29 protein-coding genes are annotated in these 26647 nt (G+C 65.7%); 21 read left to right on the plus strand and 8 right to left on the minus strand.

The genetic code is table 11. The annotated features are described in order from the left end of the window. Positions 1 to 159: 159 nt before the first annotated feature. From EWH12_RS13205 to EWH12_RS13225, 5 genes are read right to left on the minus strand one after another with little or no spacing between them, the layout of a single operon-like run. Positions 160 to 1002 (minus strand): flagellar hook-basal body complex protein, encoded by an 843-nt coding sequence (locus tag EWH12_RS13205; protein ID WP_129926885.1) that lies wholly within the window; start codon positions 1000 to 1002, stop codon positions 160 to 162. Between the two features lie 43 nt (positions 1003 to 1045). After that, positions 1046 to 1705, minus strand: a complete 660-nt coding sequence (locus tag EWH12_RS13210) for a flagellar hook assembly protein FlgD (protein WP_129926886.1) — start codon at positions 1703 to 1705, stop codon at positions 1046 to 1048. Beyond that, on the minus strand, positions 1702 to 2112 hold the full coding sequence (flgC, locus tag EWH12_RS13215; RefSeq protein ID WP_129926887.1) for a flagellar basal body rod protein FlgC: 411 nt from the start codon (positions 2110 to 2112) through the stop codon (positions 1702 to 1704). The genes EWH12_RS13210 and flgC overlap by 4 nt, the downstream gene beginning before the upstream one ends. 2 nt (positions 2113 to 2114) lie before the next feature. Beyond that, positions 2115 to 2483, minus strand: coding sequence for a flagellar basal body rod protein FlgB (gene flgB / locus EWH12_RS13220; RefSeq protein ID WP_066599997.1), 369 nt, complete (start codon positions 2481 to 2483; stop codon positions 2115 to 2117). Between the two features lie 2 nt (positions 2484 to 2485). Then, the gene (locus tag EWH12_RS13225; protein WP_129926888.1) at positions 2486 to 2746 is read right to left on the minus strand and encodes a hypothetical protein; all 261 of its coding nucleotides are present in this window, start codon (positions 2744 to 2746) and stop codon (positions 2486 to 2488) included. Here EWH12_RS13225 and EWH12_RS13230 point away from each other — a divergent pair. The 8 genes from EWH12_RS13230 (at position 2726) to EWH12_RS13265 (ending at position 9057) form a co-directional block, all read left to right on the plus strand. Further along, positions 2726 to 3394, plus strand: coding sequence for a MotA/TolQ/ExbB proton channel family protein (locus tag EWH12_RS13230; RefSeq protein WP_066599998.1), 669 nt, complete (start codon positions 2726 to 2728; stop codon positions 3392 to 3394). The two genes, EWH12_RS13225 and EWH12_RS13230, sit on opposite strands and share 21 nt — an antisense overlap. After that, entirely contained in the window at positions 3391 to 3900 is a 510-nt protein-coding gene (locus tag EWH12_RS13235) for a flagellar motor protein MotB (RefSeq protein ID WP_129926889.1), read from the plus strand. The genes EWH12_RS13230 and EWH12_RS13235 overlap by 4 nt, the downstream gene beginning before the upstream one ends. A 64-nt stretch (positions 3901 to 3964) precedes the next feature. Then, positions 3965 to 4555 carry a flagella basal body P-ring formation protein FlgA gene (locus EWH12_RS13240; protein WP_066600002.1) on the plus strand — a complete coding sequence of 197 codons (591 nt, stop codon included), beginning with the start codon at positions 3965 to 3967 and terminating at the stop codon, positions 4553 to 4555. Between the two features lie 45 nt (positions 4556 to 4600). Next, the gene (gene flgM / locus EWH12_RS13245) at positions 4601 to 4876 is read left to right on the plus strand and encodes a flagellar biosynthesis anti-sigma factor FlgM (RefSeq protein ID WP_066600005.1); all 276 of its coding nucleotides are present in this window, start codon (positions 4601 to 4603) and stop codon (positions 4874 to 4876) included. A gap of 15 nt (positions 4877 to 4891) precedes the next feature. Next, entirely contained in the window at positions 4892 to 5200 is a 309-nt protein-coding gene (locus tag EWH12_RS13250) for a hypothetical protein (RefSeq protein ID WP_066600009.1), read from the plus strand. Positions 5201 to 5353: 153 nt separating this feature from the next. After that, positions 5354 to 6169 carry a lysozyme family protein gene (locus tag EWH12_RS13255; protein ID WP_129926890.1) on the plus strand — a complete coding sequence of 272 codons (816 nt, stop codon included), beginning with the start codon at positions 5354 to 5356 and terminating at the stop codon, positions 6167 to 6169. A gap of 9 nt (positions 6170 to 6178) precedes the next feature. Continuing rightward, positions 6179 to 8311, plus strand: a complete 2133-nt coding sequence (gene flhA / locus EWH12_RS13260) for a flagellar biosynthesis protein FlhA (RefSeq protein WP_129926891.1) — start codon at positions 6179 to 6181, stop codon at positions 8309 to 8311. A gap of 14 nt (positions 8312 to 8325) precedes the next feature. Then, entirely contained in the window at positions 8326 to 9057 is a 732-nt protein-coding gene (locus tag EWH12_RS13265) for a sigma-70 family RNA polymerase sigma factor (RefSeq protein ID WP_066600016.1), read from the plus strand. 75 nt (positions 9058 to 9132) lie between these two features. On the opposite strand, the gene mdoH is transcribed toward EWH12_RS13265, so the two are convergent. From mdoH to EWH12_RS13280, 3 genes are all read right to left on the minus strand, one after another. Beyond that, positions 9133 to 11022, minus strand: a complete 1890-nt coding sequence (gene mdoH / locus EWH12_RS13270) for a glucans biosynthesis glucosyltransferase MdoH (protein ID WP_082678952.1) — start codon at positions 11020 to 11022, stop codon at positions 9133 to 9135. Positions 11023 to 11084: 62 nt separating this feature from the next. Then, entirely contained in the window at positions 11085 to 12569 is a 1485-nt protein-coding gene (locus EWH12_RS13275; protein WP_129926892.1) for an OpgD/OpgG family glucan biosynthesis protein, read from the minus strand. 210 nt (positions 12570 to 12779) lie between these two features. After that, complete coding sequence (locus EWH12_RS13280) at positions 12780 to 13580, minus strand: flagellin N-terminal helical domain-containing protein (RefSeq protein WP_066600021.1); 801 nt, start codon at positions 13578 to 13580, stop codon at positions 12780 to 12782. Positions 13581 to 13924: 344 nt separating this feature from the next. On the opposite strand from EWH12_RS13280, the gene EWH12_RS13285 reads away from it, so the two are divergent. The 13 genes from EWH12_RS13285 to fliP all read left to right on the plus strand — a co-directional run bounded on the left by EWH12_RS13285 (position 13925) and on the right by fliP (position 26613). Beyond that, a complete protein-coding gene (locus EWH12_RS13285) occupies positions 13925 to 15196 on the plus strand; it encodes a sigma-54 interaction domain-containing protein (protein ID WP_066600024.1) in 1272 nt (423 codons plus the stop codon). A gap of 14 nt (positions 15197 to 15210) precedes the next feature. Next, positions 15211 to 15573, plus strand: a complete 363-nt coding sequence (gene fliE, locus EWH12_RS13290; protein WP_129926893.1) for a flagellar hook-basal body complex protein FliE — start codon at positions 15211 to 15213, stop codon at positions 15571 to 15573. 3 nt (positions 15574 to 15576) lie between these two features. Then, positions 15577 to 17328 (plus strand): flagellar basal-body MS-ring/collar protein FliF, encoded by a 1752-nt coding sequence (fliF, locus tag EWH12_RS13295; protein WP_129926894.1) that lies wholly within the window; start codon positions 15577 to 15579, stop codon positions 17326 to 17328. Then, entirely contained in the window at positions 17321 to 18337 is a 1017-nt protein-coding gene (fliG, locus tag EWH12_RS13300; RefSeq protein WP_066600030.1) for a flagellar motor switch protein FliG, read from the plus strand. The genes fliF and fliG overlap by 8 nt, the downstream gene beginning before the upstream one ends. Next, a complete protein-coding gene (locus tag EWH12_RS13305) occupies positions 18330 to 18968 on the plus strand; it encodes a FliH/SctL family protein (protein WP_422917734.1) in 639 nt (212 codons plus the stop codon). Before fliG ends, EWH12_RS13305 begins: the two co-directional genes overlap by 8 nt. Next, positions 18965 to 20293: a FliI/YscN family ATPase gene (locus EWH12_RS13310; RefSeq protein WP_066600031.1), complete on the plus strand. Its 1329-nt coding sequence runs from the start codon at positions 18965 to 18967 to the stop codon at positions 20291 to 20293. The genes EWH12_RS13305 and EWH12_RS13310 overlap by 4 nt, the downstream gene beginning before the upstream one ends. Beyond that, entirely contained in the window at positions 20290 to 20715 is a 426-nt protein-coding gene (locus EWH12_RS13315) for a hypothetical protein (protein ID WP_066600034.1), read from the plus strand. The genes EWH12_RS13310 and EWH12_RS13315 overlap by 4 nt, the downstream gene beginning before the upstream one ends. A 2-nt stretch (positions 20716 to 20717) precedes the next feature. After that, positions 20718 to 23414: a flagellar hook-length control protein FliK gene (locus EWH12_RS22670; protein ID WP_242496054.1), complete on the plus strand. Its 2697-nt coding sequence runs from the start codon at positions 20718 to 20720 to the stop codon at positions 23412 to 23414. 28 nt (positions 23415 to 23442) lie between these two features. Further along, positions 23443 to 24111, plus strand: coding sequence for a flagellar basal body-associated FliL family protein (locus tag EWH12_RS13325; RefSeq protein ID WP_129926895.1), 669 nt, complete (start codon positions 23443 to 23445; stop codon positions 24109 to 24111). Between the two features lie 135 nt (positions 24112 to 24246). Beyond that, entirely contained in the window at positions 24247 to 25131 is an 885-nt protein-coding gene (locus EWH12_RS13330) for a flagellar motor switch protein FliM (protein WP_129926896.1), read from the plus strand. Then, positions 25128 to 25463, plus strand: a complete 336-nt coding sequence (gene fliN, locus EWH12_RS13335) for a flagellar motor switch protein FliN (protein ID WP_066600042.1) — start codon at positions 25128 to 25130, stop codon at positions 25461 to 25463. The genes EWH12_RS13330 and fliN overlap by 4 nt, the downstream gene beginning before the upstream one ends. An 87-nt stretch (positions 25464 to 25550) precedes the next feature. Continuing rightward, positions 25551 to 25814 carry a FliO/MopB family protein gene (locus tag EWH12_RS13340; protein WP_066600044.1) on the plus strand — a complete coding sequence of 88 codons (264 nt, stop codon included), beginning with the start codon at positions 25551 to 25553 and terminating at the stop codon, positions 25812 to 25814. A 40-nt stretch (positions 25815 to 25854) separates the two neighbouring features. Continuing rightward, positions 25855 to 26613 carry a flagellar type III secretion system pore protein FliP gene (fliP, locus tag EWH12_RS13345; RefSeq protein WP_066600045.1) on the plus strand — a complete coding sequence of 253 codons (759 nt, stop codon included), beginning with the start codon at positions 25855 to 25857 and terminating at the stop codon, positions 26611 to 26613. Positions 26614 to 26647 lie beyond the last annotated feature (34 nt).

Genomic DNA, 26647 nt, shown 5'->3' on the forward strand with positions numbered 1-26647 from the left:
CAAACCTTCCCGACTATGCTCTCGCCGGGCAATACCAGTCCATGCCACCATTCACTCCATCTTGTCGCAAAGACGGCTGAATCACAACATGCTGGTATTGCTCAACAACTTTCGGATCGGGCTCTCAGGGCGAACGGAGTATCAGGGCGCCAAGCTGAATTAGGTGCGCAGGTTGACGATGGTCGTGGTCAGCGTGTTGGCGGCCTCGATCGCCTTGCTGTTCGCCTGGAAATTGCGCTGCGCCGCGATCAGGTTCACCAGTTCGTCGGTGATATCGACGTTGGAGCGTTCCAACATGCCGCTGTTCACCGCGCCGAACATGCCCTGATTGCCGGTGCCCAGGATCGGCGCGCCGCTCGCCACGGTCGACGTCCAGTGGGCGTCGCCCTCCTGCCGCAGGCCTTCCTGGCTGTTGAAGGACGCCATGGCGACCTGACCCAGATAGACGGTGCTGCCGTCGGCATAGACCGCCGAAACCAGGCCATCCTTGCCAACGCCTACGCTGGTCAGCTGCGCACCATCGGCCGTGCCGTCATAGGTGTTGGGGATCTGCAGATCGGTCAGGTCGGCCGGGGTCGCGCCGATCGGATCGACGGTGGTGTCGCCGATGGCGGGATCAACGGCGAACACCTGGATGCGCGCGCCGGTCGTATCGACGGCGAAGCGGTCGTCGTCAACGGCGAAGGCGCCGTTGCGGGTGTAGCTGATGGTGCCATCTTCGCCCCTGACCGTGAAATAGCCTTCGCCGGTGATGGCGAGGTCGAGCGTCTTGTCGGTGGTTTCCAGCGTGCCCTGCGTGAATTGCTGGGCGACGCCCTGCACACGCACGCCCTGGCCGGCGACCTGGCTCGTGGTCTGCATCGGCGCGGCGGCGAAGATGTCGCCGAACTGCGCCTTGCTCTTCTTGAACGCGGTGCTGCTGACGTTGGCGACGTTGTTCGAGATGGTCGACAGGTCGGTCTGCGATGCTTTCAGGCCCGACAGGGAGATATAGAAGGACATGGCGTTACTCCTTGGGTGAAAAGGATGGTTGGATAAGGCGGGTTTACATCAGGCTGATCGCGTCGGACGGACTGTAGCTGCCGAGCGCGGTGATGAGTTTGGAGGATGAACCGTCGGCGGGTGACTGGACGGCGGCGATGGTGGCCCAGGTCGCGACCTTGGAGGGCGTTGCGCCGTTAACCTTGACCTGCAGGGCGGCGGTTGAGACGGTTTCGCCCGTGTCATCCTTGCCGTCCCAATAGAAGGTGACGTCGCCGGCGGCCTGCGATCCCATGTCGATGGTCTTGACCACATTGCCGCTGCTGTCGACCAGGTCGATGGTCGCGCCTTCGGTGGCGGCGGGCAGGGTGATCTGGCCTGCATAGGTGCCGGACGCATCGGGCGCGGCGATATTGCTCTGCACCAGCATCGACTTGCCGATCCAGCTCGCCGCATCGCCCAGCCGCGTGCCGGTCATCTCGCTCGCCAGGCTCTTGAGCGTCGCGTTCATTTCCGCGATGCCGGACGAATTGGTGATGGTCGCCATCTGCGACACCATCTGGGCGTTATCGACCGGCTCGAACGGGTCCTGATACTGCATCTGCGCGGTCAGCAGCGTCAGGAAGCTCGACTGGTCCATATTCGCGTTGCCCGTGCCGACCGTGGCATTGGCATTATAGACCGAAAGCCCCGCGCTGTCGGTGACGGTGGAGGTCGTCGTCATTTGCCGATCCTTATGGTCTCAAGCATCAGGGATTTGGCGGTGTTGAGCACCTGCACATTATTCTGGTACATGCGGGCGGTCTCGATCATGTCGACCAGCTCGGCATTGCCATCCACCGCCGCTTCCCAGACATCGCCATTGGCGTCCGCCAGCGGATGGTTGGGATCGTGGCGCTTGGTCGGCTCGGCGCTGGTAGTGACGACATTCTTGACCTTGACGGTCGATACGCCGGGCGTGTCAGTCACGGATTCGAACACCGGCTTGATAGCGCGATAGGCTTCCGCGGCGCTGCCGGTGACGTTGCCGGCGTTCGCCATGTTGGACGCGGTCGCATTCAGGCGCACCAGCTGCGCGCTCATGGCGCGGCCGGCAATGTCGAAGACGTTCATGGGCGGCGAATTGCTCATGCTCATTCTCCCTTCAGGGCGCGGTTGATGGTGTTGATGCGACCCTCCAGAAAGGACAGGGTCGTGCGATATTTGACCGCATTTTCGGCAAACAGCGTCTGTTCGGTGCTCAGCTCGACGGTGTTGCCATCCAGGCTGGGCTGTAGCGGCACGCGATAACCCATGGCATCGTCTGCGGCCTGCAAAACATCGGTCGCGCTGCTGCCGGCCCGCGTCGTCGCTTCCTTTAGCGCGGCCTCGAAATCGATGTCGCGCGCTTTGTAGCCAGGCGTGGAGGCATTGGCGATGTTGGACGCGAGCAGGGACAGGCGTTGCGAACGCAGCGCCAGCGCCTTCCCATGTATCCCGAAGAGATTGTCTTCCACTGCCATCGTCAAATTCGCTCTAAATATTTGCCGTCCCCCGCCGTTCTGACACCTGATGGCGTCTCCTGCGGGTGATCCAGCCTGAGATGAGCAAGAGCCGTGCCAATTTGCGTGGGTGACGTATCGGCAGCGCGGGCAATCGCGGAAAACCGGGCTTTTTGCAGGAGAGGCGGCAAGGGCGGCAAAATTTTGCCGGGCGGCGGCAGGGCGTTGCCGCTGTCGGACGAGACGACAAGGAACAGGCGCTCATGATCGCGATTATCGGCCATTTGTTCGATCCATGGACCTTGGCGGCAATGTTGGGCGGGATCGCCTTGGTGGCGCTGTTCCAGAACGGCGGCGGGGAAATGGCGCGTGCCGTGGCGGCGCTGCATCCGCTCATGACCGCCGATCCGGCACGCGATCGCGACGCTGCGCGGGCGGCGATGCTGAAGATCGACCAGGTGGCGCAACTGCGCGGCCTGTCCTGCACCGACCGGGTGAAGACCGACAATATCTTCCTGACCGAAGCTGCGCGCAAGCTGGCCAATAGCGAGCGCGCCGACATGTTCGAACTGTGGGTAGCGCAGACGCTGGCGGACCGGGGGCAGCGTCATGGCGCGGTCCACAAGGCCTGGCTGTCGATCGCCGACGCCGCGCCGGCGCTGGGCATGGCCGGCACGATCATCGGCCTCATTGGCATGTTCGCCGCCATGGACGATCCCGCCGCGCTTGGCCCCGCCATGGCGCTGGCGCTCCTCACCACCTTCTACGGCGTCGTCATCGCCAACATCATCGCCGCGCCGATCGCCGCGCGCCTGTCCGACCTGTCCGAACGCGAACTGGCCTGGCAGCGGGAAGTGGCGGACCGGATGCTGGCGATCGCGCGCCGCGAAAATGCGCCGCTGCGCCGCGCCGCGATTCGCGAAGTCGCATGAGCGCGCCGCTTTCGACGGCATCCGTTACCGTTGCCCGGCGCAATCGCTGGGCGGTCAGTTTTGCCGATCTTCTCCTGCTCCTCCTCGCCTTCTTCGTGCTGCTACAAGCCAGCGGATCGCGCCGCGACGCCATGTTGTCGCAGGTCAGCCAGCAATTTGGCGGACGGGCGATGCGGCAGGGCGTGGAATTGCGCGCCGCCGACCTGTTCGTGCCGGGCGACGCCTTGTTGAGCGACGCCGGTCGCGCGCGCCTCGCCATCGTGGCGCAGCGTTTTGCGCGGGAGCCGGGCGGGCTGGAAATCCGCAGCGACGGGTCGGACCGGGGCCGGCAGCGCTTCGACGACTGGGATCTGGCGGCGGCGCGGCTGGGTGCGGTTGCGCGCGCGCTGCGCATGAACGGCATCGCACAGGATCGCCTGCTGATCCGCGGCCTCGATCAGGGCGACGGCCGGCCAGGGTCAGGGCAGCCGCAGGGGCAGGTGATCCATATCGCGCCGGGCCGTTAGGGATGATTGGCACGGATATTGCTGAAATCCTGGCAAAGACCGTCCGTCCGTCAGGAGACATGCCGTGTTTCGATTGTCGTCCCTCCTTCTCGCCGCCGCCGCGCTGACCAGCGTGTCGCCCGCGCTGGCCCAGGTGCAGGGAAACCAGAAATTCGAGAATCTCGATCGCATCGACAGCCTGGTGGCGATGACCGTCGGCGCCAATCTGGGCGAACCGGGCGGCCCCGCCGCACCGGTCGATCGCCGCCTTCGCCTGGCCGCCTGCCCGACCACGCCCAGCGTCGACGGCCCGGTGTTCGGCGCGGCGATGGTGCAATGCGCGGCGCTGGGCTGGCGCATCCGCGTGCCGTTGATCGCGGGCGCATCCGCCGCGGCATCGGGGCCGGTGCCCCGTTCGGCTCCGGCCTATGGCGCCGCCAACCGTTTCACCCGCGCCGCGCCGGTCGCGGCGAAAGAGGCGGTCGTGCGCAAGGGCGATCCTGTGCAGTTGATGGCCGGCAACGCCGTCTTCAGCGTGTCGCGCATGATGGTCGCGGATGAGGATGGCGCCATGGGCGAGACGATCCGCGTGCGCGAAGACAAGAAAAGCGCGCCGATTTTCGCCCAGGTCGTACAAATGGGCGTTGTGCGCATTCCGGGATTTAATGATTTTTGAACTTGTCCGTTATACGCCATAGGGACGAGTGAAGGATTTACCCAAATGATCAAGTCTGTGGGCCAGAATATCAGCGCCGCCATAGAGGCGACCCGTCTGCGGGAAGGGGCCAAGACGCGCGCGTCCGCCGCCACCGGTTCGGCCACGTCCTCCGCCAGCGCCGCGTCGGCCAGTCCCGCCGCGCGCATGGCCGCGCAGGGTGCGCCGGTTGATATGGATCGCATCGCCGCGATCAAAGCCGCGATCGCATCGGGCAACTACCCGGTGGACGCCAACGCCATCGCCGAGCGCATGGTCGCCCTAGACCTGTCAGCGGCCTGATAAGGGACATAGATCATGCCATTGGGTCTTGCCGCGCTGGATGATCTTTTCGACGCTTTCGAAGATCTTCGCGACGTGCTCGATGGCGTCGACGCCGCCGCCATCGAATTGGCCAGCAATCGCGTCAGCCGCGCGGCTGCCTCCGTCCGCGCGATCGGCGCCTGGCGTTCCGAACCGGCTGTGATCGAACGGCTGGCCGTCATGGTGCCGTTGCTCGATAGCGCCCGTATCCGCGTCAAGCTGCTCGCCGATCATGCGCAACAGCGACTCGCCATCCTTGCCGCCCATGGCGCGCAGACCGCGCCGCTGACCTACGGCCGGTAAACGGGCGGCCACTCAAATAAATTTCGGTTTCGACTAAAGCGGCGCCCTACGGCGCCGTTTTTCGTTGTGGGCGCGATTTCCTTCGCCCGCGTTAACCAAATCTTGGCACAAGCCTTGCTCTAACGTCCTCGCTAGCAAGTGAGGATTTTAGTCGTGTCGGCTTTCGCAGACATATCAGCAACCGGGACTTCGACAGGCAATCGCGTCACTAACGCGATTGCGATGGCGAGCCGCCGTACTGGTGTCGACTTCTCCTATTTGCTCGGTCAGGCCAAGATCGAATCCAGCCTGAACCCCACGGCCCGTGCGGCGACATCGTCCGCCACCGGCCTCTATCAGTTCATCGACCAGAGCTGGCTCGCCGTCGTCGACAAGCATGGCGGCGAATATGGGCTGGGCTGGGCGTCCGATGCGATCCAGCAGAGCGGTGGCCGTTACTATGTGGCCGACCCGGAACTGCGCCAGCAAATACTCGACCTGCGCAAACATCCCGAAACCGCGTCGGTGATGGCGGCGGAACATGCCGCCGACAACAAGGCCTATCTGGAATCGAAGCTGGGCCGCGAAGCGCAGCCGGTCGATCTCTATCTCGCCCATTTCCTGGGCGTAGGCGGCGCATCCAAATTCCTGTCGGTCCATGACCGCGCGCCTGATGCGAGCGCGGCATCGCTGTTTCCGTCGGCGGCGCGCGCCAACCGCTCGATCTTCTTCGACCGTAGCGGCAATGCCCGCAGCTTCGCCGAAATCCGCGATCGCTTCGCCTCGAAGCTTCTGAAAAGCTCCGATGGTCTCGGCGCCGACATCCAATATGCGGCCGCCGCGCTACCTTCGGGCGCGAAGACGGTCCAGCCCGCCGACTATGTGCGGATCGAAACCCAGCGGCTGAGCGAGCAGGTGGATGTCGCCATCCGCCCGCAGCCACAGACCGCGCGCCTCGCCTATCTCATGCTCGCCACCCTCGGAAGGTAACGGCCCCTTATGTCTCCCGCCCAAGTCAAAGCGAAGATCTGGATGAGCGCCGTCAAAGGCGCCGTGTTGCCGTTCGCGACGTTGATGGTCGTTGTGTTCATGATGGTCCCGGTGCCGGCGGTCATGCTGGACATCGGATTCATCACCAACATCATGATTTCCTTGGCGGTGCTGATGGTGGCGCTGAACGCGGGCAAGCCGCTCGATTTCTCCAGCTTCCCCACGGTGCTGCTGTTCGCGACGCTGCTGCGTCTGGCGCTCAACGTCGCTTCCACCCGCGTCGTGCTGGTGTCGGGCCATGAAGGCTCCGACGCGGCAGGCCAGGTGATCGAGGCGTTCGGCCACTTCCTGATCGGCGGCGACTATGTTGTGGGCATCTTCGTCTTCGCCATCCTGATGATCATCAACCTGGTCGTCATCACCAAGGGCGCGGGCCGCGTCTCCGAAGTCAGCGCGCGTTTCACCCTGGACGCCTTGCCCGGCAAGCAGATGGCGATCGACGCGGATCTCAACGCGGGCCTCATGACCCCGGAAGAAGCCAAGCTGCGCCGCGTCGAAGTCGCGACCGAGGCGGACTTCTACGGGTCGATGGACGGCGCCAGCAAGTTCGTGAAGGGCGACGCGGTCGCGGGCATCCTGATCCTGGTCATCAACATCGTCGGCGGCATCATCCTGGGCGTGGTCAGCCATGGCCTCGCCATCGGCGAAGCCGCGCAGACTTACATCGTCCTGGCGATCGGCGACGCGCTGGTGGCGCAGATCCCCGCGCTGCTGCTCTCGATCGCCGCCGCCTCCATCGTCACCCGCGTCAAGAGCGAGCAGGATCTGGGCGGTCAGATCGCCGGCCAGTTCGGGTCGGGCCGCGCCTGGGTGCCGGTCGCCGCGATCCTGGGCTTTCTGGGCATCCTGCCTGGTATGCCGCACCTCATCATCCTGTCCGCTGCGGCGATCGCCGGCGGTATCGCCTGGCAATTGCGCAAGGCTGTCCAGAAAAAGGCGGCCGAGCCTGCCCCGGTCGCTCCCGCGCCTAATCCCGCCGTCATCGAATGGGACGATGTGTCGGACGGGGCGATCCTGGGGCTGGAGATAGGCTATGGCCTCATCGCCCTGGTCGACGAGCGCAAGGGCGCCCCATTGATGGCCCGCATCACCGGCATCCGCCGCCAGCTATCCAAGGAACTGGGCTTCGTCGTGCCGATGGTCCGCGTGAAGGACAATCTGGCGCTGGAGCCGAACCAATATCGCATCACCATCGCCGGCGTGGTCGTCGGCGAAGACGAGATCTGGCCCGACGATCTGCTCGCGCTCGACAGCGGCGCGCTGGAAGGCGCCGTCGCCGGTCGCCCGGCCAAAGACCCGACCTTCGGCCTCGACGCCGTCTGGATTTCGCAGGCCAAGCGCAGCGAAGCCGTGGTCGCGGGCTATACCGTGGTCGATCCGCCGACGGTCGTCGCCACGCACCTCAACCAGTTGATCGCCATGAACGCGGCCGAAATGTTCGGCCTGGACGAAGCGCGCAAGCTGCTCGACACGCTCAAGGACGCCGCGCCGCAACTGGTCGATGGCCTGACGCCGGGCACGCTCAGCCTGACGCAGATCAGCGCGCTATGCCGCGCGCTCCTGTCCGAAGGCATCGCGCTCAAGGACTTCCGCCGTATCTGCGAAGCCATGGTCGACGCCGCGCGCCCCGACATGAGCCACGAACAGCTTGTCGAGGCGGTGCGCCAGCGCATCGGCGCGCTCATCATTCAGGGTCTGGTCCCGGTGAAGATGCCGCTGCCGGTCATCACTCTGGACGGCGATCTGGAAGGATTGCTGGCCCAGGCCATGCGCGTCGCGGGCGACGCCAAGCATCCGATCGAACCGGCGCTCGCCAACCGCATCGTAGAGGCGGTGATCCACGCCGCCCGCCCGCTGCTGGGGCAGGCGCGCAACTTCGCCATCGTCACCTCGCCGGTCGCGCGCCGCGCGCTCGCCCGCCTGTTCAAGCCGCATCTGCCCGAAACGCCGATCCTGTCCTTCCTCGAAATTCCCGATGGCAAGGGCGTCGAAGTCGTGGCCGTCGTCGGCAACGAACAACGCCCCACGCCCCGCCACGACCCCGCGCCCCAGCGCGAACAAGCGCGCGAGCGGGTCGCCTGAAAGGAGGCTGAGCCATGTATATGAACAAGATTGCGGCCGGCGCCCATACCTATGCCAAGCCCGGCGACAACAGTCCCGAACGGCTGGCCCGCCAATATATGCCGCTGGTGCGCAAGATCGCCTGGCACGTCCATGGCCGCGTATCGACGGCGATAGAGATTGAGGACTTGCTCCAGATCGGCATGGTCGCACTGGTCGAGTCCGCCAATAGTTTCGAGGATCGCGGCCTGGGCTTCGCCGCCTATGCCCAACTGCGCGTGCGCGGCGCAATGATCGACCATCTGCGGCGGCAGGCAACGATTTGCCGGTCGGCGATGGCCAGGCGGAAAGAACTTGCCGGGGTGCGCAACCGGCTGGAGCAGAAGCTCGGCCGCTTGCCGACCGAGGCCGAAATGTCCGCCGACATGGGGCTGGAGCCGGCCGCCTATCGCGAGATCGCCGACAGCGTCGAAATGGTTCAACATACCAGCATGGACGAGGTCTATTCCGACCAGTCGATGTGGTTCGCGGATGTCGAGGATCGCGCCGACGACGTCATGGAGCGGGAATCGCTGAAAAAGGCGCTGGCCGCCTGCATCGGCGAACTGCCCCAGCGCGAGGCTTTGGTGCTGCAACTCTATTTCGTCGAGGAACTCAATCTGGAGGAAATCGGCCAGACCATGGATATCGGCGCAGCGCGGGTGTGCCAGATCAAGAAAGCGGCGCTCGACAAGCTACGCGAGAAACTGCGCGACTGGGACGACTGACATTCAGGCTGGCGGTGTTCCCGCGAAGGCGGGAACCCAGTCCTGCGATCCCAACAACGGCTGATTACCTATCCATCACTCATCATTCGCCGCCAGCGGCCCGACCCGCCGGCCATCCGTCGTCGGCCAGCGAAAGCGCAGCGGGCGATAGCTTTGCGTGCGCCACCACGGATCGGCGACCTGGAACAGGCCATGTTCCTCCGCCTTGCGCCCCAAATCCTTGCGCGCGGTCAACGCCGCCAGCACCGGCGCGGCGAACAGGCCGGCGACCACCGGCGACATCCAGCCCAGGCTCCCGGCTTTCACCGCCATCGCGGTCAGCCCGGCGCCCAGCAGCAAATGCCATTTGAACAGCCAGATCGCGCTGGTCATCGCCATGCCGTCGCGATCGCGGGTCTGCCCGTTCCAGCTCGCCTTGCGGCCCATCAAGATGCTGAACAGATTGATCGTCTGGGTCAGCATCGCCACCGGCGCCATCAGGATCGACAGGATGATGTCGACCAGCACGCCGCGCGTCATCCGCGCCGCGCCGCCAAAGCCGATGCGCCGGGCCGGATCGGCCATCGCCCACAGAATCGCCAAAATCTTGGGGCCGAACAGCAGCACCGCGGTGAGCGCCAGCAATCCGCCCGACGGCAGGATCGCGGCGGGCGGCCACACCCCGGCCAATGCGCCGCCCAGCACCACCAGCATCAGCGCCAGCCAGAGCGGCGACGTGCAATAGGCCGATGCGCCGACCAGCAACTGGAACCGGCTGACCGGATGCAGGCCCTTGATCTTCACCAGCAACGGCACATGCTGGATATTGCCCTGGCACCAGCGGCGGTCGCGGGTGAACAGGTCCGGCATCGACGGCGGAAATTCCTCGAAACTGTCGTCGGCCGTGACCATATGCACGTCCCAGCCGCGGCGGCGCAGCAGCGCGGCCTCCAGCATGTCGTGGCTCAATATATGCCCGCCGAACGGCGCGCGGCCCGGCAATTCGGGCAGGCCGCAGCTTTCTGCGAAGGCGCTGACCCGCACGATCGCATTATGGCCCCAGAACATGCCTTCCGATCCCGCCCACCAGATCATGCCGGCGGCCGAGGTCGGGCCGAACAAGCGGCTGGCGAATTGCTGCCAGCGCGCGAACAAAGTGGCGGCGCCCATCACGGTGGGGACGGTCTGGATCAGACCGACATGGGGATGCCGCTCCATATCGGCAGCCAGCCGGGCCATCGTCTGCCCGCTGACCACGCTGTCGGCGTCCAGCACGACCATATAATCGTAACCGCCGCCGAAACGCTGCACCCATTCGGCGATATTGCCCGGCTTGCGCCCGATATTGAGCGCCCGCCTCCGATAATGAACGGGGCGGGAAAAGGAGGCGCGCATCTCCTGATAGGCGCGGCGCTCGACTTCGCCACTTTCGGGATTGGAATCCGACAGGATGAAAAATTCGAACCGTTCGCCGCCCATCACCTGGGCCAGCGACCGCTCCATGATCGACAGCCGGCCCAGCACGCCCAGAAAATCCTCGTTGCAGACCGGCAGCAGGATGGCGGTCTTGCCTTTGAGCGGGGTGGCGGCGTTGAGCGGGCGGGGGGTCACGCTGCGGCCCTTGCCGACCGTCAGCAGCAGGAAACCGATCATCGCGGTGGCGAAACCAAAGGCGATCCAGGCGAAAAGCGGAATGAATAGCGCGAGATAGACGCCCTCCCACGCGGAAATCCCGTCCAGCCCGATCGACCGGCGCATCTCATGCGCGGCCATGGCGGCGGGGAGCAGGGCGAGGAGCACCACCAGCAAACGCCGCGCCCAGATGTCGATGTTGAGCGGACGGCGCGCGATCAGGTCGGGCCTGACGCCGAAATCCTGTTCCGGCATCGCCAGCGCGCTTTCCGGCGGCACCTGCTCAAAGGCCCGCGCCAGCGGCTTGCCCCCGGCATCGGTGGTCGGCGCCTGCGCGCCTCCATTCCCCATCATCCATCAGACCCATCGCGATTGACCCAATATGTCACAACCGCCCGATGCATAGACGGTTCCCTTCAGACACCGAGCGGATAATGCACATATTCGCTCAGCGCGCGATCGCCCGCCCGCAACTGCATCCGAATATCGGCCGACTTGCCCTGCGCGCGCTGTATGTCGAGCACCGCGCGGAACAGGCCGTCGCGGCCCAACACCGGATAGCCGGCCTTCTTGACGAGCGTGCCGCTGGCCACATCCGCCCAAATATCGGGCTTGCCGCCAGCCGCCACGCCGGCGAAATCGATCACCAGTCGTTCGGCATCGCCGTCACCGCGTCCGCGCCAGACATTTTCGACGATGGCTATGCCGGTCGAAGCGGGCGAGCGCGCCGCCGACCAGTCGAGCCGATAGGCCAGGTCGATCCGCGCACCCGCGCGCGGGGCGACGTCTGGCGTCCAATAGGCGGCGACATTGTCGGTATATTCGCTGTCGGTGGGAAAGGCGTAGAGGCGCACCGCGCCCGCGCCGAGCGGCCTGGTCGGCGTTGACCAGAGCGACGGGCGGCGATCGTAGAAGACGCCGTCATCCTGATAATGGTCGAAGTCGCGGTCGCGCTGGAGCAGCCCGAAGCCCTTCGGACTGACTTCCTTGAACGCGCTGAAATGCGGCGCGGACGGGTTCACGATCGGCCGGGCATGGGCGATGCCGTCGGCGCTGGCGATCGACAGCATGTCGCTGTCATGGATTTCCGGCCGCCAGTCGGTCCCCTGAACGCGATTGGCTTGGTCGTACCAGAACATGCTGGTCATCGGCATCAGTCCCAGTTCGGGAATGGCGCGGCGCGGGAAAAGGGCGGCGCTGATATCCTGCTGGACACCCTGCGGCCCCAGGCTGCTGACGAAACGGAAGGCGCCGGCGATCGACGCGCCGTCGAGCAGCGCATAGATGGTGACGCTGCTGGCGCCGGTCCGCTCCAGCCAGAAATGGGTGAAGCGGGGAAATTCCTCCTGGCCGGGCAGGCTGGTGTTGATCGCGATCGCGCGCGCCGACAGGCCGAACTGCTTTTGCGGGCTGGGCGCGCGAAAATAGCTCGCGCCCAGGAAGGACAGCCAGTCCCCGTCGCGCGCCGCATTCATGATGCGAAAACCGGCAAAGCCCGCATCCGGCCCCAGCGCGGCAACGGCATTGCCCGCGGGCGTTTCGAACATGGTGGGATCATAGCGCAGCTGGCTCGCGCGCCCTTTCTCGACGATCGCGATCGACACGGGCTGGGCGGCGTTCACCGACAACGGAAAGAAACGGACCCCTGTGTCGCCGGGCAGGTCGCCCCATAAAGTGCGCGCGTCGCGAAACCGCGCCTGATGCAGGGCGTCGTAATCGACCTCCGCTGCGCCGGGATGGGGCGGCGTTTCCTTGAACGGCGCGCGGGCGAGGCGCTGCGCCTGGCCAACCAACCTGTCCCAGGAAAAGGCGTCGCCGCCGGTTTGGGCAAAAAGCATGTCGGGCAGCAGGAGGGCGGCGCTGGAGGCGGCGATCATCGCGCGCCGATTAATCTCGTTCATGGCTTTTATCATGGGGCGGACAACCGGCGAAGCCAAGTCTGTATCCGCGGTCATGCGAAGAAGCCTCCGTCCGGGGGGACGGAGGCTTCAAACAGGCTGGTCGTTCGATCGAAGGTGTCGCCCCCGGCACGGTGGGGACTGTTAATGTGCCGGGGGCCACTTGGGCGGCTGGCGGTGACCAAGACCTCAGCCGACCAATCTTGTTAAGCCTTAGCCGATCAGCTTGAGCACGCCCTGCTGGCTCTGGTTGGCCTGGGCCAGCATCGCGGTGGACGCCTGGCTCAGGATCTGCTGCTTGGCGAGCGCCGTCGTTTCGGCCGAGAAGTCGGCGTCTTCAATGCGGCTGCGAGCGTCCGTCAGGTTGGTGATGTTGTTGGTCAGGTTGTTGACCGACGATTCCAGGCGGTTCTGCACGGCGCCGAGCGTGGCGCGGGCGGTGGCGACCGTCTGCAACGCGGTGTCGAAGGCGGCGAGATTGGCGGTGTCGAGCGCTTCGGTGGCGCTGGCCACGCCGGACACGTCGATGTCGCTCAACGTGATTTCCACGGTGTCGCTGTCGTTGGCGCCGGCCTGGATCGTCACGACGTCATCGGTGGTCGGGAAGAGCGCCTTGCCGTTGAACTCGGTCTTGGTCAGGATGTCGTTGATCTGAACAGCCAGCTGGTCCTTTTCCGCGTCGATGTTGGCGACCGCTTCGGTGCTGTTGGTGTCGTTGTTCCGCTGCACGGTCAGTTCGCGCATACGCTGCAGCATGTTGCTGACTTCGTTCAGCGCGCCTTCCGCGGTCTGCGCCAGGCTGATGCCGTCATTGGCGTTGCGGATGCCCTGGGTCATGCCCTTGATCTGCGAGGTCATGGTGGAAGCGATGGCCAGGCCGGCGGCGTCGTCCTTGGCGCTGTTGATGCGCTTGCCGGTCGACAGGCGTTCCATTGCGGTGCTCAGCGACTTGCTGGCCATCGACGAAGCATTGGCCGAGCGCAGCGCTGCAGTGTTGGTTCCGATAACAGTCATGGTGTTCCCTTTCGTTTCGCTATCAGGTCGCTGCCATCCGTTAGAGCGCTTGCGGCCTCGAAAGGGGATAACGGCGGGGCGCCACGGGCTTTTAGCGCCGACGTCGTTTTTTTTGAAAAAGGCGTGATTCGGGCGGCCCGAAAATGCCCTTACGCGGGCGCAATGCGCGCGCCTTAGACTGAAGTCGGAGATATTGCCGTTTTTGCCGGAAAAAAACTGCCGCATTGCGGCAAGCCGGCAGACGGCATTAACTATCTGATAACCACAGACGGGCTATTTGTTAACCATCGAAGGGGGTTGGGGCGTACGGGGGTACAAGCCAGCCAAATGATGGGGTTTTGTTCATGTCGACACTAGACGTGAGCCGTGGCGTCTGCGCGCTTCTTCCGGGGCTGCAGCACTGGCTTGAAAATGCCTTCTATGAAGTGCGCATCGTCGATGCGGCCGACCCCCGTGACAGGGACGACCGGCGTATCCTGCTGGCGACCGAAATCGGTCACGCCACCTATCGCGATATCCTGATCAACGTGCGTGACGGCGCGCCGTCGCTGGCGTCCGCCGCCAACGGCCTGCCGGCGCGGGTCGCCTTTGGCATTGCGGATATGGGCTTCGCCTTCGCCCTGATCGCAGAACTGGCCCGCCCCGCCGCCATCCCCGCGGTCGGCGACAGCGGCAGCGCCCGGCTGATGACGCTAGCTGGCCGTGTCGCCCGCAGCGACGCCACCGTTCTGATCCAGGGCGACACCGGCACCGGCAAGGAAGGCATGGCGCGCTTCCTGCACGCCCAGTCGGGCCGCACCGGCCATGACTTCATCGCCGTCAACTGCGCAGCGCTGCCCGAAACCATGATGGAAGCGATGCTGTTCGGTCATAAGAAGGGCAGCTTCACCGGCGCATCCAATGCGTCGGAAGGTCTGTTCCTCGCGGCGGACGGCGGTACGCTCTTCCTCGACGAAATCGCCGAACTGCCGCTGTCGCTCCAGTCCAAGCTGCTGCGCGCGCTTCAGGAAGGCGAAGTGCTGCCCGTCGGCGCGACCCACCCCATTCCGGTCAATGTCCGCATCATCGCGGCCTGCAACCGCAACCTCGCGCAGGAAGTCGCCGCGGGCCGCTTCCGCGAAGATCTTTACTGGCGTCTCAACGTCATGCCGCTGGAACTGCGTCCGCTGGCCGAACGCCCCGGCGATGTCGCCGCGATCGCCGCCGCGATGCTGCTGCGTCATCAGGACATGGCCAAGGCGTCGTTCGTATGGCCTAGCGCCGCTGCGATGGATAAACTGACCGCCCATCTCTGGCGCGGCAACGCCCGCGAACTGGGCAATGTGCTGCAGCGCGCGCTTGTGCTGCGCGACGGCGCGATGATCGAGGCGGATGACCTGCACCTGACCGGCGCGCCGCAGCCTTTGCGCGTGGTCGCGCCGATCGCGGCGCCGGCGTCCGTCGCGGTCGAACCGACCCGGCTGCGCGACGTCGCCCATCACAGCAAGCTGGAAGCCATCCGCACCGCCCTCCGCGAAACCGATGGTCACCGCGCCGCCGCCGCCCGCAAGCTGGGCATTTCCGAACGCACGCTGCGCTATCGGCTCGCCGAGATGCGCGAGCTGGCAGCGGCTTGAAGGAGGGCTGAATCATGGCCGTCACCGGCGTTTCACCCACTGACAGCGTCATGGCGATCCGCAACGCCATCCTGCAAAAGAACGCGGCCCTGCGCGATGTCGCCTCGACCGGAACGGTCGGCGCGCCTGGCGTCGGCGGCGCCCAGGGCACGGCGCCGGGCGGCTTTACAGAGGCGCTCAACAGCGCCCTGCAACAGGTCAACGGCCTCCAGACCCAGGCCGGCGAAGCCGCCGCCTCGTTCGAACGTGGCGAAACCACCGATATCGCCGCCGTCATGCTGGCCAAACAGCAGGCGTCGGTCAGCTTCGAAGCGACCCTCCAGGTCCGCAACAAACTCCTGTCCGCCTATAAGGACATTATGAGCATGCCGGTCTAAACCATGGAAAACGCACTCAGCACCAATGTCGGCGCATCGACGCCCGCTCCCGCTCTCGCTCCCGCCTTTGGCGGCAACGCCAAGGGCATGGACGCGCTCAAGGCGCGCTTCACCGGCTTCATCAAACAACCGGCGGTGGCGAAAAGCCTCCCGCTGCTCGGCCTGCTCGGCACCGTCGCGGTGGCGGGCGCCGCCTGGCTGGCGCTGCGCGAACCGCCGCAGCGCGACCTGTTCCGCGCCCTGCCTGACAGCGACAAGTCCGCCGTCGCGCAGGTCTTGGACCAGAGCGGCATCAAATATGACTTCGACAACAGCGGCGGCATGACCGTTGGCGAAGACGATTATTTCAAGGCGAAGATGATGCTCGCCGCCCAGGGTCTGCCCAAGAGCGCGCCTGACGGCAACAGCATGATCGACAGCCTGCCGATGGGCGCATCGCGCGCCGTCGAGGGCGAAAAGCTGCGCTCCGCCCGCGAAATGGACCTCGCCCGCACGATCGAGGCGATCGACAGCGTCGAAACCGCCAAGGTGCATCTCGCCGTCGAACCGCCCAGCGTGTTCCTGCGCGAACGGTCCAAGCCCTCCGCCTCGGTCATGCTGCGCCTGGCCAACGGCCGGACGCTGACCGATGCGCAGGTCAACGCCATCGTCCACCTCGTCGCCTCCTCGATACCGGAACTCAACCCGGACGATATCTCGCTGGTCGATCAAAATGGCCGCCTGCTCAGCAATAATGACGGCAACGCCGCCGACGATCGTCAACTGGCGGTGCAGGGCAAGATCGAGGATCGCTATCGCCAGTCGGTGATCGCGCTGCTGACGCCGATCCTGGGCGCCGGCAATTTCTCGACCGAGGTTCATGCCGAACTGAATTTCGCCGAGCGTCAGGCGACCCGCGAAACCTACCCGCAGGATGAGGCGCGGTTGCGCAACGAAACCGGCACCTGGGCGTCCGATCCGCGCGGCCAGGGGACTGGCGAAGCGTCGGGCATCCCCGGCGCGCTCAGCAATCAGGCCCCGGTCAACCCGACCGTGACCCAGACGAACCCCAATGGCCAGGCCGTGACGCAGGGCCAGACCGCGCAGGGCGCGCAAGCGACCCCCGGCACGCCGCCCAACCCGCTGATGAAGACCGAAGAAACCTTCAACCGCAGTTTCGAACTGGGCCGTGAAGTGTCGGTCACCCGCGACGCGATCGGCACGGTCAAGCGCCTGTCGGTCGCCGTGGCGCTCGACACCGCGCCGGACGGCAAGGCGCGCACGCCCCAGGAAATCGCCGCGCTTGAAGCGCTGGTCAAGGGCGCGGTCGGTTTCGACCAGGGGCGTGGCGACGTGGTCGCCCTGTCCTCGCGCAGCTTCCTCAAGGAAACCACGCCCGAAGCGCCCTGGTATGAAGCCGACTGGATGTCGCCGTTGGTGCGCAACGTGTCGGCGCTGCTGGTCGCGCTGCTGGTCATCTTCGGCATCGGTCGCCCGCTCCTGAAGCGCCGCGCCGCAGCGCCCGACGCTCTGGCGGCCCCGACCCCGGAGGAAGGCCAGCGCATCGGTCGCGAGATTTCCAGCGAAATCACCAAGCAGGCCGTCGTCGCCGGGCCGGACGGCGCGGAGCCCAAGGTCACGCTCGACATGATCTCCTCCACTTACGACTATGCCCAGCGCGCGGACCTCATCCGCAATTTCGTCAAGCAGGATCCCGATCGGGCCGCGCTCGTCGTCCGTGACCTTCTGAAGGAAGGGAAGAAGGAAAATGCCTGAGATCGTTCCCGGTCGTCCCGAAGCGCTGAAAGGCAGCGCCGCCGCCGCCGTCTTGCTCATGCTCTTTGACGAGGATGAAGCCGCCCAGATCCTGTCGCGCCTGGAGCCGGACGAAGTGCGCCAACTAGGCTACGCCATGTATGATGTGGCGGACGTCGATCCCGAAGAGGTCAATGAAGCGCTCGACCATTTCGTCACCAAGGCGAAGAAGCGCACCACCATCGGCTATGGCGCCACCCGCCATATCCGCGGCGCCATGACCAAGGCGCTGGGCGAGGAGCGCGCGGAAACCATCCTGGCCCGCATCACCCCGCCGACCCGCTCCACCCAGCTGGAAATGCTCAAATGGATGGACGCCAAGGAAATCGGCACGTTGATCGAGATGGAGCATCCGCAGATCATGGCGATCGTGCTGGCCCATCTGGAAGCGCCGGTCGCGGCCGACGTGCTGCAACTGCTGCCGGCCGAATATCAGGAAGAGATCGTCTATCGCATCGCCACGCTCGGCCCCGTGTCGAACGAGGCGCTGGACGATCTGGAACAGCTGCTGCTGCGCGGTCCGGTCAAGAAGCAGGGCGCAGCCTCCCAGCGCGGCGGCACCATCGAAGCGGCCGCGATCATGAACAATGTCCGCAAGGATAATGAGCAGCGGATCATGAAGGCCGTCGCCAAACGCGACAAGATGATCGCCCAGACGATCGAGGAGGAGATGTTCGTCTTCGACAACCTCATCGACATGGACGACAAGAATCTGGGCACGCTGATGCGCACCGTCGACAGTGCCGCGCTGGTCGTCGCCTTGAAGGGCGTGAACGACCTGCTCAAGGCCAAGATCTTCAGTTGCATGTCGGCGCGCGCCGCGCAGGCCATCGCCGACGAGATCGAGGAACGCGGGCCGATCCGCCTGGCCGAGGTCATGGATTCGCAGAAACTCATCATCGCCACCGCGCGCCGCATGGCCGACGCCGGCACCATCATGCTGGGCGGCAAGGGGAACGACTTTGTCTAATTTCTGGGGTGCGCAGGCGATCCAGGAGGCCGCACCCGTCGCGGTCGCGGGCTTCCGCCCGGTCGAAGGCGGCTTCCGCAGCCTCTACACCTCGCCGCAGATGCCGCAGGCCGGCACGATGCGCAACGGCGTGATTGAGGCGGAACCGGAAGTCGACCTGATGGAAGAGGCCCGGATGGAGGCCTTCACCATGGGCTTCGATGAAGGTTGCCGCGTCACCGCCCAGACCCATGGGGAGGAAAGCGAAGCCCGCACCCGCCTCACCGAAGCGCTCGAAACCCTCGCGCCCGCGCCCAGCGGCATGTTGTCCACCATGTTGTCGGCCACGGTCGTCCGCCTGGTCGAACAGATTGTCGGCGAAGTGGAGATCGACATCGAACGGCTGGTGCAGCGCTGCGACACCGTTGCCGCCTTCATTGAGGATAATGAGGGCAAGAGCGCCCTGCATCTCCATCCCGACGACATCACGCTGCTGGAAGGCGAGACGATCGGCGTCAAGCTGGTCGGCGACAAGGCCATGCATCGCGGCTGCGTGCGGCTCGAAACCGCCGATGGCTGGGTCGAGGACGGACCGGACGTCCGTCTGGCCCGCCTGCGCGCGCTGATGGACGATATGGAAGGGAAAGCATGATCCGCGCCGCGCTGGCCCAGGCCGAAAGCCTGTTCGACCATCTCCAGGTGCAAAACCGCGCGCCCCGCCGGATCGGCCGTCTGGTCAGCCATGATGCGGGCATGTTGGAAGTTACCGGCTTTCGTCGTCCGATCGGCTCTGGCGCGCGCGTCATGGCCAGCGATGGCTCCGTCTGCCGCGCCGAAGTCGTGGGCTTTCGCGGCGACCGCACGCTGCTGGTCCCGCTCGACGCCGACGCGCCGCTGGAAAACGGCATCCGCGTCGAACCCGACAGCCAGGCCAATATGGTGCAGGTGGGCGACGGCCTGATCGGTCGCGTCATCGACGCGATGGGCCAGCCGCTCGACCGCAAGGGGCCGATCATCGCGGGCGGCACCTGGCCGCTCAACGGCGTGAAGGGCAATGTCCTCGACCGTGGCCGCGTCACCGAAGCCTTTGATCTGGGCGTTCGCGCCGTCAACGCGCTGCTCACCGCCGGACGCGGTCAGCGTATCGCCATCATCGCTGGCTCTGGCGTCGGTAAATCCGTGCTGATGGGCCAGATGATCGCCGGCGCCGAAGCCGATATCGTCGTCGTCGGCCTGATCGGCGAACGCGGCCGCGAAGTCAGCGATTTCCTCGAAACCAAGCTCAAGCACACGATGCACAAGAGCATCGTCGTAGCCGTGCCGGCCGATCATCCCCCGGTACTGCGCCTGCGCGCCGCCTCGCGCGCCACCGCGATCGCCGAATATTATCGCGCCCGCGGCAAGAAAGTGCTGCTCCTCATCGACAGCCTGACCCGCTGCGCCCACGCCCAGCGCGAAATCGGCCTGGCGCTGGGCGAACCGCCCGCGATGAAGGGCTATCCGCCCTCGGCCCTCGCGCTCATTCCGCGTCTGGTGGAGCGGGCCGGGGTGGACGCCCGCACCGGCGGCTCGATCACCGCGCTCTATACCGTGCTGGCCGATGGCGACGATACCGACGATCCGATCGTGGACGCCGCCCGCGCCATTGTCGACGGGCATTTCGTCCTGTCGCGGCACCTGTCCGAACAATCCATCTTTCCCGCCATCGATATCGGCAAGTCGCTGTCGCGCGTCATGGCCGACGTGGTGGATGACGAACATCGCATGGCCGCCGCCAATTATCGCCGCCTCTGGGCCGCCTATGAGGAAAATCGCGACCTCATCCTGATGGGCGCCTATCGCCCCGGCAACGACCCGGTCATCGACGAAGCGGTCAAGCGCCGCCAGGAAATCCTCGACTTCATCCGCCAGGACCAGAAGAGCCGCATCGATCTCGACACCAGCGCCGATGCGCTGGTCGCGGGCTTTAGCGCATGAGGGGGCTAGTCGGTCGCCGCCAGCGCGTGTTGCGCGTGCGCCACGTTCAGCACGCCATGGCGGTGGCGGAAACCGCGCGCGCCCGCGACGAGGCGGATGGCCTCGCCCGCAATATCGAACGGCTGACCAAGGTGCGCAGCGAATTGTTCGAGACGCAGGGGATGGCGACCGGCGCGTCCTTCGCCGCGATGCAGGAACTCGCGACCCGGCTGGAACAGGCCGGGCGACAGCTTGACGGCGCGCTTTATGATGCGAAGCGCAAGGTCGAGGCCAAAGAAGGCATGACTCTTGCAGCGAACCGCGAGAAGGAAATCGCCACCCGCCTCAAGGACCGCGCCCGCGCGGATCTGGAGGCATGGCGCGAGACCAAGCTTGCCGCGCTGCCGCGCTATCGCCGGATGCAGCGTGAGGGGGATGTTTGACGATGACGATGCTGACCAGCCTCAAGGCGCTTTTGTTCGCTACGTCCGCGTCGTCGGGCGTGAAGACGGACGCCATCCCGACTGAGGGCGGCGGCGACTTTGCGCAAATGTTGAACAGCGTCGGTGTAGCCTCAACGGCAACCGCGCGGCCGACCATCGCGCCCTTCATCGTTGCGGATGCCGTCGCGGCATCCAAAAAAATGCTTGAATATCAGGACCATGATGGAAAAGGATGGCATCCTGTCGTCGCCGATGCGACCCCTCCCTTAATCTCTGTCGCACCCGAACCGCAGACAGCAAACCTCCATTTACCTGTCCAACTCGCTGTTTCATTTCAAAAGCCTGAAGAGGCGCGGCCCCTCGCCGGCGCTGCGCTCGTCCCGGCGTCGCTCGCAGAGGTCGATGCGTCGATCGCGCTGATTCCGGCGCAGGTCGATACAATGGCCGACACCCCCATGCCAGGGACCGACGCCCCGACGCCGGAACAGGCGGCAGAGCCTATATCGCCTGCAGCAGCATCCTCCGCCACGCCCGCCACGCCGCCGGTCGAACCGGCTGCCCCTGCGCCCGCGTCGCTCACGGCGCATCCCGCTGCGCCGCGCCACCCCGCGCCGCCAATCGACATGGCTGACACGCCAGAAGCCGAGGAGCTTCCCAGCGACGAAGCGAACGCCGTCGCGCAAGATGATGGCCAGTCTTCATCCCCGCCGATCGTCATGGTCATGGCGCCACCGGCTTCGGCCCTTCCGCTCTTCGTCGCCCCAGTTGAACAGACCCCGACCGAACAGGTAAAGCCCGCGCCGCGCCGCGCGCCCTCGATCGGCGCCCCGGCGCGGATGGCGCAACCAACTCCGGTCGCCCCCCTCGATAGCGCCAGCATCCCTGGCCCGGCTGTCGCGGCAACGCCTGCTGCCCAGACGGTGGCTTCACCGGCGCCGATAGCCGCGCTGCACGACTCCGCGCCCCTGCTGACGGCCGAAGCGTGGATGCCCGCTGCTGATCAGTCGGCCGCCGCGTCCAACGCCGCGCGTCCGACCAGCCCGCTCACTTCGGCAAACCCCATATCGACGGCCCGCTCGACATCCGCTGCGCCGCTGGTCCCGCAGATCGCGACACCGCCAGTCGCGGCCGTGGCCGTCCCGGCAGCGGCGGCGTCGCCCGTCGCGACGATCGTTCCGCAAGGCGAAGCGCCGAGGCTGCCGGACGACGCGCGGGCTAGGACCATCGACGATCCCGCTACCGCGCGGACAACCTCGAAGCCTATAGCCGCCTCCGCATCGGCTGCGCCGCTGGTCCCGCAGGTCGCGACGCCGCCAGTCGCGGCCATGGCCGCCCCGCTAACGGTGGCGTCGCCCGTCCCGACGATCGCTCCGCAAGGCGAGGCGCCGGGCCTGCCGGACGACGCGCGGGCCAGGGGCACCGACCATCCCGTCACCGCGCCCGCGCCCGCGCCGGCGACCCCGATGCCGATAGCCGCCTCCGCATCCGCTGCGCCGCTGGTCCCCCAGATCGCGACGCCACCAGTCGCAGCCTTAGCTGTTCCAGCAGTGGCGGCGTCGCCTGCTCCGACAATCGTTCCGCCAGGCGTCGCGCCGACATTGCCGGACGAAGCGCCGATGATGGCCGCCGATCATCCCGCCGCTGCGCCTGCGCCGGACGCCCTGCGTCCGACCGGCCAGCCCGCTTCGGCAGCGTCGATGCCGACGGCCGGCTCTGTATCCGCTGCGCCGCCCGTCGCGGTTCTAGTCGCACCGACCCCGGAAAGCCTGCCAGCCTCTTTGGTCGCGCCCGCCACGCCAGCCACGCCCGCCACCGCCGAAGCCCTGGATTTGCCCGCCGATGTCGCACAGGCCCCTATCCCGACCGCTCCCGTCAAGCCGCGCGCGGAAGCCGTATCGCTGCTCCAGTTGGTGCGCGATCATATGAGCCTGCGCGCGTCGCGCCGACCTGAAACCGCCGCGCCGGCCCGCGACATGGCGCCCGACGTCGGGTCAGCGATCCTGCCGACAACCATCAGCGACGATAGCCCGTCGCTGGCGCCGCTGGTCCAGCCGACCGTCCAGCCGCTCGCGCCCACCGCGCCCACCGCGCCGGTCATCCCGACCATCGACCTGTCCGCCAGTCTTGGCGCGCAGATTGTCGATATGGGCGTTTCGGGCCAGTGGATCGACGGGCTGGCGCGCGATGTCGCCGGCCTGTCGGCCAATGGGGCGCAGGGCCGGTTTCAGATCAACGCCGACCAGCTCGGCCCGATCCAGGTCGATATCCGACAGGGCGCTGATGGCGCCGCCATCAACCTGACCGTCGCGACCGAGGCGGCCGAACAGGCCTTGCGGCAGGAGAGCGACCGGCTAAGGCTGGACGCGGGCCTGTCCGCCATGCGCATCAGCGAAGTGAAGATAGAGCGCGCCCCCCATGTCGCCGAAACCGCGCGTGCGGACAGCAGCGGCAACCAAAATTCGTCGCAGCAGCAATCCGGCGGCCAGGGCCAAAATCCAAGTCAATCCATGGGGCAGGGCGCAGGCCAGGGCATGGGCCAAAATCCCGGCCAATCGTCCGCTCAGTCGCATATGCAGGGCCACGGCCAGCAACGCGAAAATATCGCCCTGGGGCATAAAGCGGGAAGTGACGCTGCCGTTCTTAACCATACGGACGTCGGCGAAAGCGCCGGCGGTGCCGTTCGCGCGCGCTATGCGTGACCAGCGCTTTTCGTAGGGGACCAGATATATGAGCGACGAGCCAAAGGCCAAGAAAAAGAAGGGCGGGAGCATGAAGATGATCCTGCTGCTGGTCGTGGGCGTCGTCGTGGGTGGCGCGGGCGCCGCCGGTGGACTTTATGCCGCCGGTTTCTTCAGCCCGAAGGCGGAGGGGCCGAAGGAAGATCCCAACAAGCCCGTGTTGGTGCTGGCCGGTGAGGATGCGCAGGCGATCGCGACCGCCCATGGCTGGGCTGGCGAAGCGGGCGGCGGCGGTGGCGGCGAAGGCGGCGGCAAATCCGGCGGCGAAAGCCATGTCGTGTCTACGGGCCATGCGCCGGGCAAGGGCGTCGACCTGCCGACGCCAGCCAATCCGGCCGCCTATCAGGCCACCTATTTCCAGCTTCAGGCGCCCTTCACGTCGAACATGTCGGACACCGACGCCTTCGCCCAGATCTCCGTCGCCGTTTCGACCTATTATGACTATCGCGTGATCGCGGCGATCAAGCAGCATGAAATGCCGATCCGCAGCGAGATGCTGATGATGCTGGCGGAACAGCCGCAGGAGGTGCTCGACACGCCGCAAGGCAAGCAGGCGCTCCAGGGCAAGATCAAGGTCATCATCAACGATGTGCTAAAGCAGAAGACCGGCTATGGCGGCGTCGATAACGTCTATTTCACCAATTTCGTGATCCAGTAAGACCGCTGCATTGGCGCCCTGCTGCCGGCGCCGCTCGTCGCCCTGTTAACTCCAATTTTACCATTTTCGTTATTAATGGCGCTGCGCCAAAGGATCGGGGACGTGCCCTGATCCGCCATGGGGCAGGGGACCAAGATGGACGACGTACAGACCTACGCCTTCGGGCGCGGGGATTCGCAGGCGCCTATCATGCTGTCGGGGCTGGACCGGCTGGGCGAAAAGCTCGGCCGGCGGATGCGCGCCCTGATCGAGCCGATCGCGGGCGTGCGCCCGCACATCGTGGCGCAGGATACCCGCGTGCTCGATTTCGCTGCCTGGACGGTCGATGTGCCCGCCTTTTGCAGCCTGTCCATCTATCGCCTGCTGCCGCTGAAGGGGCAGATGCTGCTGCGGATGGACGCGGCGATGATCTCCACCATGGTCGATTGTTTCTACGGCGGCATCGGCAACCGGGCCTTGCCCGCGCGCGGCGAATTCACGCCGACCGAAGACCGGCTGATCGCCCGGCTTTCCGACAGCATCGTCACCCGCCTGGTCGAAACCTGGGCCGACATCCTGCCACTGGAACAGGGGCTGATCCTGCGCGAAAGCGCGGTCGGCTATGCCGCGTCGGCGCAGCCCGGCGACCAGATGGTGCTGCAACGCTTCGTCATCTCCATCACCCGCGAACAGGAATGGCCGATCGACATCGTCTTTCCGCTGTCCGCGCTGCGCGGGGTAGAGGCGCTGATGGGCAGCAACCTGCCCGCTGACGAGGAACAGCGCGACCCCGTCTGGCAGACGCGCATCGCCCGGCGGATGCGCGACATCCGTATGCCCGCGCGCACCGTATTGGCGCGTCCCAATCTCTCGCTGGCCGAACTGATGCAGCTCAAGGTCGGCGACGTCATTCCCGTCACCATCGGCCGATCGCTGCCGTTGATCGTCGGCAACCGGATCGTCGCCCATGGCACGATCGGCGAACAGGACGGCCGCGCCGCCTTCCAGATTGAAAAGCTTGCACAGGAACCCGATCAATGAGCGACATGAGCGAAGCCCCCCGCATGGACCGGGGCGAAGATCCGCTGAGCAAAATGACCAATAATCGCCAGTTCAAGCTGCTGGCCGATATCCCGGTCCGCATGTCGGTGGAGGTCGGCTCCACCTCGCTGCGCCTGGCCGAAGTCATGGACCTGGCAGAAGGCAGCATTGTCGAACTGGATCGCCAGGCCGACGACCTGCTCGACATCATGGTCAACGGCGCGCTGATCGCCAAGGGCGAGGTGGTGACGGTCAACGGCCGCTATGGCATCCGCATCGTCGACATTGCTGCGACCGAAAATCGCCTCGCCGGCATCGAACGGCGCGGCTGATCGCGACTACATGATTTTGCGCTTGCCTTCGGTCGCGAAACTGCGGATCGCAGGCGCTGTTAACCATAGCTGCAGGCAGGCCATTTCATGTTCTGGTATTTCGTCAAACTGCTGATCCTGCTGCCGCTGGTGGGCGGCATGGCCTTTGGCGCGCTGTGGCTCTGGCGCAAATATCAACCCGGCATGATGGCGGGGCAGGGCGACCGTTCCTTGAAGCTGCTCGAAGCGCTGCCGATGGGCGCGTTCGGCAAGCTCGCCGTGGTGGAGTTCGAGGGCAAGAAGATACTCCTGTCCGTCACCCGCAGCCGGATCGAGAAGATCGCGGAAGGCGATCATGTCCGCCTGCGCTGAGGCCGGACCGTGGAGGCGGTGGTTGCCCGCCCTTGCGGCCATGATCCTTGTTGCGGTCCTGCTTTTCACCGTCCCCGCCTTTGCCCAGGCCGCACCCGCCGCCACACCGCCCGTCGACAATGGCGGCGCATTGAGCCGCGCCATGGGCCAGATTTCGGGCGACGGCCGCTCGCTTTCGCTCAGCCTGCAAATCCTCGTCCTGATGAGCCTGCTGACGGTGCTGCCGTCGCTCGTGCTCATGATGACCAGCTTCACCCGCATCATTATCGTCCTGTCGCTGCTGCGCCAGGCGCTCGGCCTGCAACAGACGCCGCCCAACCAGGTGCTGGTGGGCCTCACCCTCTTCCTCTCGCTGTTCGTGATGCGCCCCGCGATCGACACGATCAACGCCCAGGCCTTCGACCCCTATGGCAAGGGTCAGATCAGCATCGAGGAAGCGGTGGGTCGTTCAGGCAAGGTGCTGCACGGCTTCATGGCCAAGCAGACCCGCGAGAGCGACCTCAAGCTGTTCCAGAATCTCGCCAAGGCGCCGGCCTTCCGCACGCCCGAAGACATCCCCTTCACGATCCTGCTGCCCGCCTTCGTCACCAGCGAATTGAAGACCGCGTTCCAGATCGGCTTCATGATCTTCCTGCCCTTCCTCATCATCGACCTGGTGGTCGCGTCCACGCTGATGGCGCTGGGCATGATGATGCTGTCGCCCACGATCATATCCATGCCGTTCAAGCTCTTATTGTTCGTGCTGGTCGATGGCTGGGCGCTGACCATGGGGTCGCTCGCGGGATCTTTCGCGACATGACCGGCCATCCTCTCCCCCATCCATTGGTGTGGTA

It is taken from the genome of Sphingobium cupriresistens, assembly GCF_004152865.1.
In the GTDB taxonomy this organism is placed as follows: domain Bacteria; phylum Pseudomonadota; class Alphaproteobacteria; order Sphingomonadales; family Sphingomonadaceae; genus Sphingobium; species Sphingobium cupriresistens.

Coding starts and splice junctions, on each gene's coding strand:
- EWH12_RS13205 (WP_129926885.1), bottom strand. CDS start 1,002: ATGTCCTTCTATATCTCCCTGTCGGGCCTGAAAGCATCGCAGACCGAC.
- EWH12_RS13210 (WP_129926886.1), bottom strand. CDS start 1,705: ATGACGACGACCTCCACCGTCACCGACAGCGCGGGGCTTTCGGTCTAT.
- flgC (WP_129926887.1), bottom strand. CDS start 2,112: ATGAGCAATTCGCCGCCCATGAACGTCTTCGACATTGCCGGCCGCGCC.
- flgB (WP_066599997.1), bottom strand. CDS start 2,483: ATGGCAGTGGAAGACAATCTCTTCGGGATACATGGGAAGGCGCTGGCG.
- EWH12_RS13230 (WP_066599998.1), top strand. CDS start 2,726: ATGATCGCGATTATCGGCCATTTGTTCGATCCATGGACCTTGGCGGCA.
- EWH12_RS13225 (WP_129926888.1), bottom strand. CDS start 2,746: ATGGCCGATAATCGCGATCATGAGCGCCTGTTCCTTGTCGTCTCGTCC.
- EWH12_RS13235 (WP_129926889.1), top strand. CDS start 3,391: ATGAGCGCGCCGCTTTCGACGGCATCCGTTACCGTTGCCCGGCGCAAT.
- flgM (WP_066600005.1), top strand. CDS start 4,601: ATGATCAAGTCTGTGGGCCAGAATATCAGCGCCGCCATAGAGGCGACC.
- EWH12_RS13250 (WP_066600009.1), top strand. CDS start 4,892: ATGCCATTGGGTCTTGCCGCGCTGGATGATCTTTTCGACGCTTTCGAA.
- flhA (WP_129926891.1), top strand. CDS start 6,179: ATGTCTCCCGCCCAAGTCAAAGCGAAGATCTGGATGAGCGCCGTCAAA.
- EWH12_RS13265 (WP_066600016.1), top strand. CDS start 8,326: ATGTATATGAACAAGATTGCGGCCGGCGCCCATACCTATGCCAAGCCC.
- mdoH (WP_082678952.1), bottom strand. CDS start 11,022: ATGATGGGGAATGGAGGCGCGCAGGCGCCGACCACCGATGCCGGGGGC.
- EWH12_RS13275 (WP_129926892.1), bottom strand. CDS start 12,569: ATGAACGAGATTAATCGGCGCGCGATGATCGCCGCCTCCAGCGCCGCC.
- EWH12_RS13280 (WP_066600021.1), bottom strand. CDS start 13,580: ATGACTGTTATCGGAACCAACACTGCAGCGCTGCGCTCGGCCAATGCT.
- EWH12_RS13285 (WP_066600024.1), top strand. CDS start 13,925: ATGTCGACACTAGACGTGAGCCGTGGCGTCTGCGCGCTTCTTCCGGGG.
- fliE (WP_129926893.1), top strand. CDS start 15,211: ATGGCCGTCACCGGCGTTTCACCCACTGACAGCGTCATGGCGATCCGC.
- fliF (WP_129926894.1), top strand. CDS start 15,577: ATGGAAAACGCACTCAGCACCAATGTCGGCGCATCGACGCCCGCTCCC.
- fliG (WP_066600030.1), top strand. CDS start 17,321: ATGCCTGAGATCGTTCCCGGTCGTCCCGAAGCGCTGAAAGGCAGCGCC.
- EWH12_RS13310 (WP_066600031.1), top strand. CDS start 18,965: ATGATCCGCGCCGCGCTGGCCCAGGCCGAAAGCCTGTTCGACCATCTC.
- EWH12_RS13315 (WP_066600034.1), top strand. CDS start 20,290: ATGAGGGGGCTAGTCGGTCGCCGCCAGCGCGTGTTGCGCGTGCGCCAC.
- EWH12_RS22670 (WP_242496054.1), top strand. CDS start 20,718: ATGACGATGCTGACCAGCCTCAAGGCGCTTTTGTTCGCTACGTCCGCG.
- EWH12_RS13325 (WP_129926895.1), top strand. CDS start 23,443: ATGAGCGACGAGCCAAAGGCCAAGAAAAAGAAGGGCGGGAGCATGAAG.
- EWH12_RS13330 (WP_129926896.1), top strand. CDS start 24,247: ATGGACGACGTACAGACCTACGCCTTCGGGCGCGGGGATTCGCAGGCG.
- fliN (WP_066600042.1), top strand. CDS start 25,128: ATGAGCGACATGAGCGAAGCCCCCCGCATGGACCGGGGCGAAGATCCG.
- EWH12_RS13340 (WP_066600044.1), top strand. CDS start 25,551: ATGTTCTGGTATTTCGTCAAACTGCTGATCCTGCTGCCGCTGGTGGGC.
- fliP (WP_066600045.1), top strand. CDS start 25,855: ATGATCCTTGTTGCGGTCCTGCTTTTCACCGTCCCCGCCTTTGCCCAG.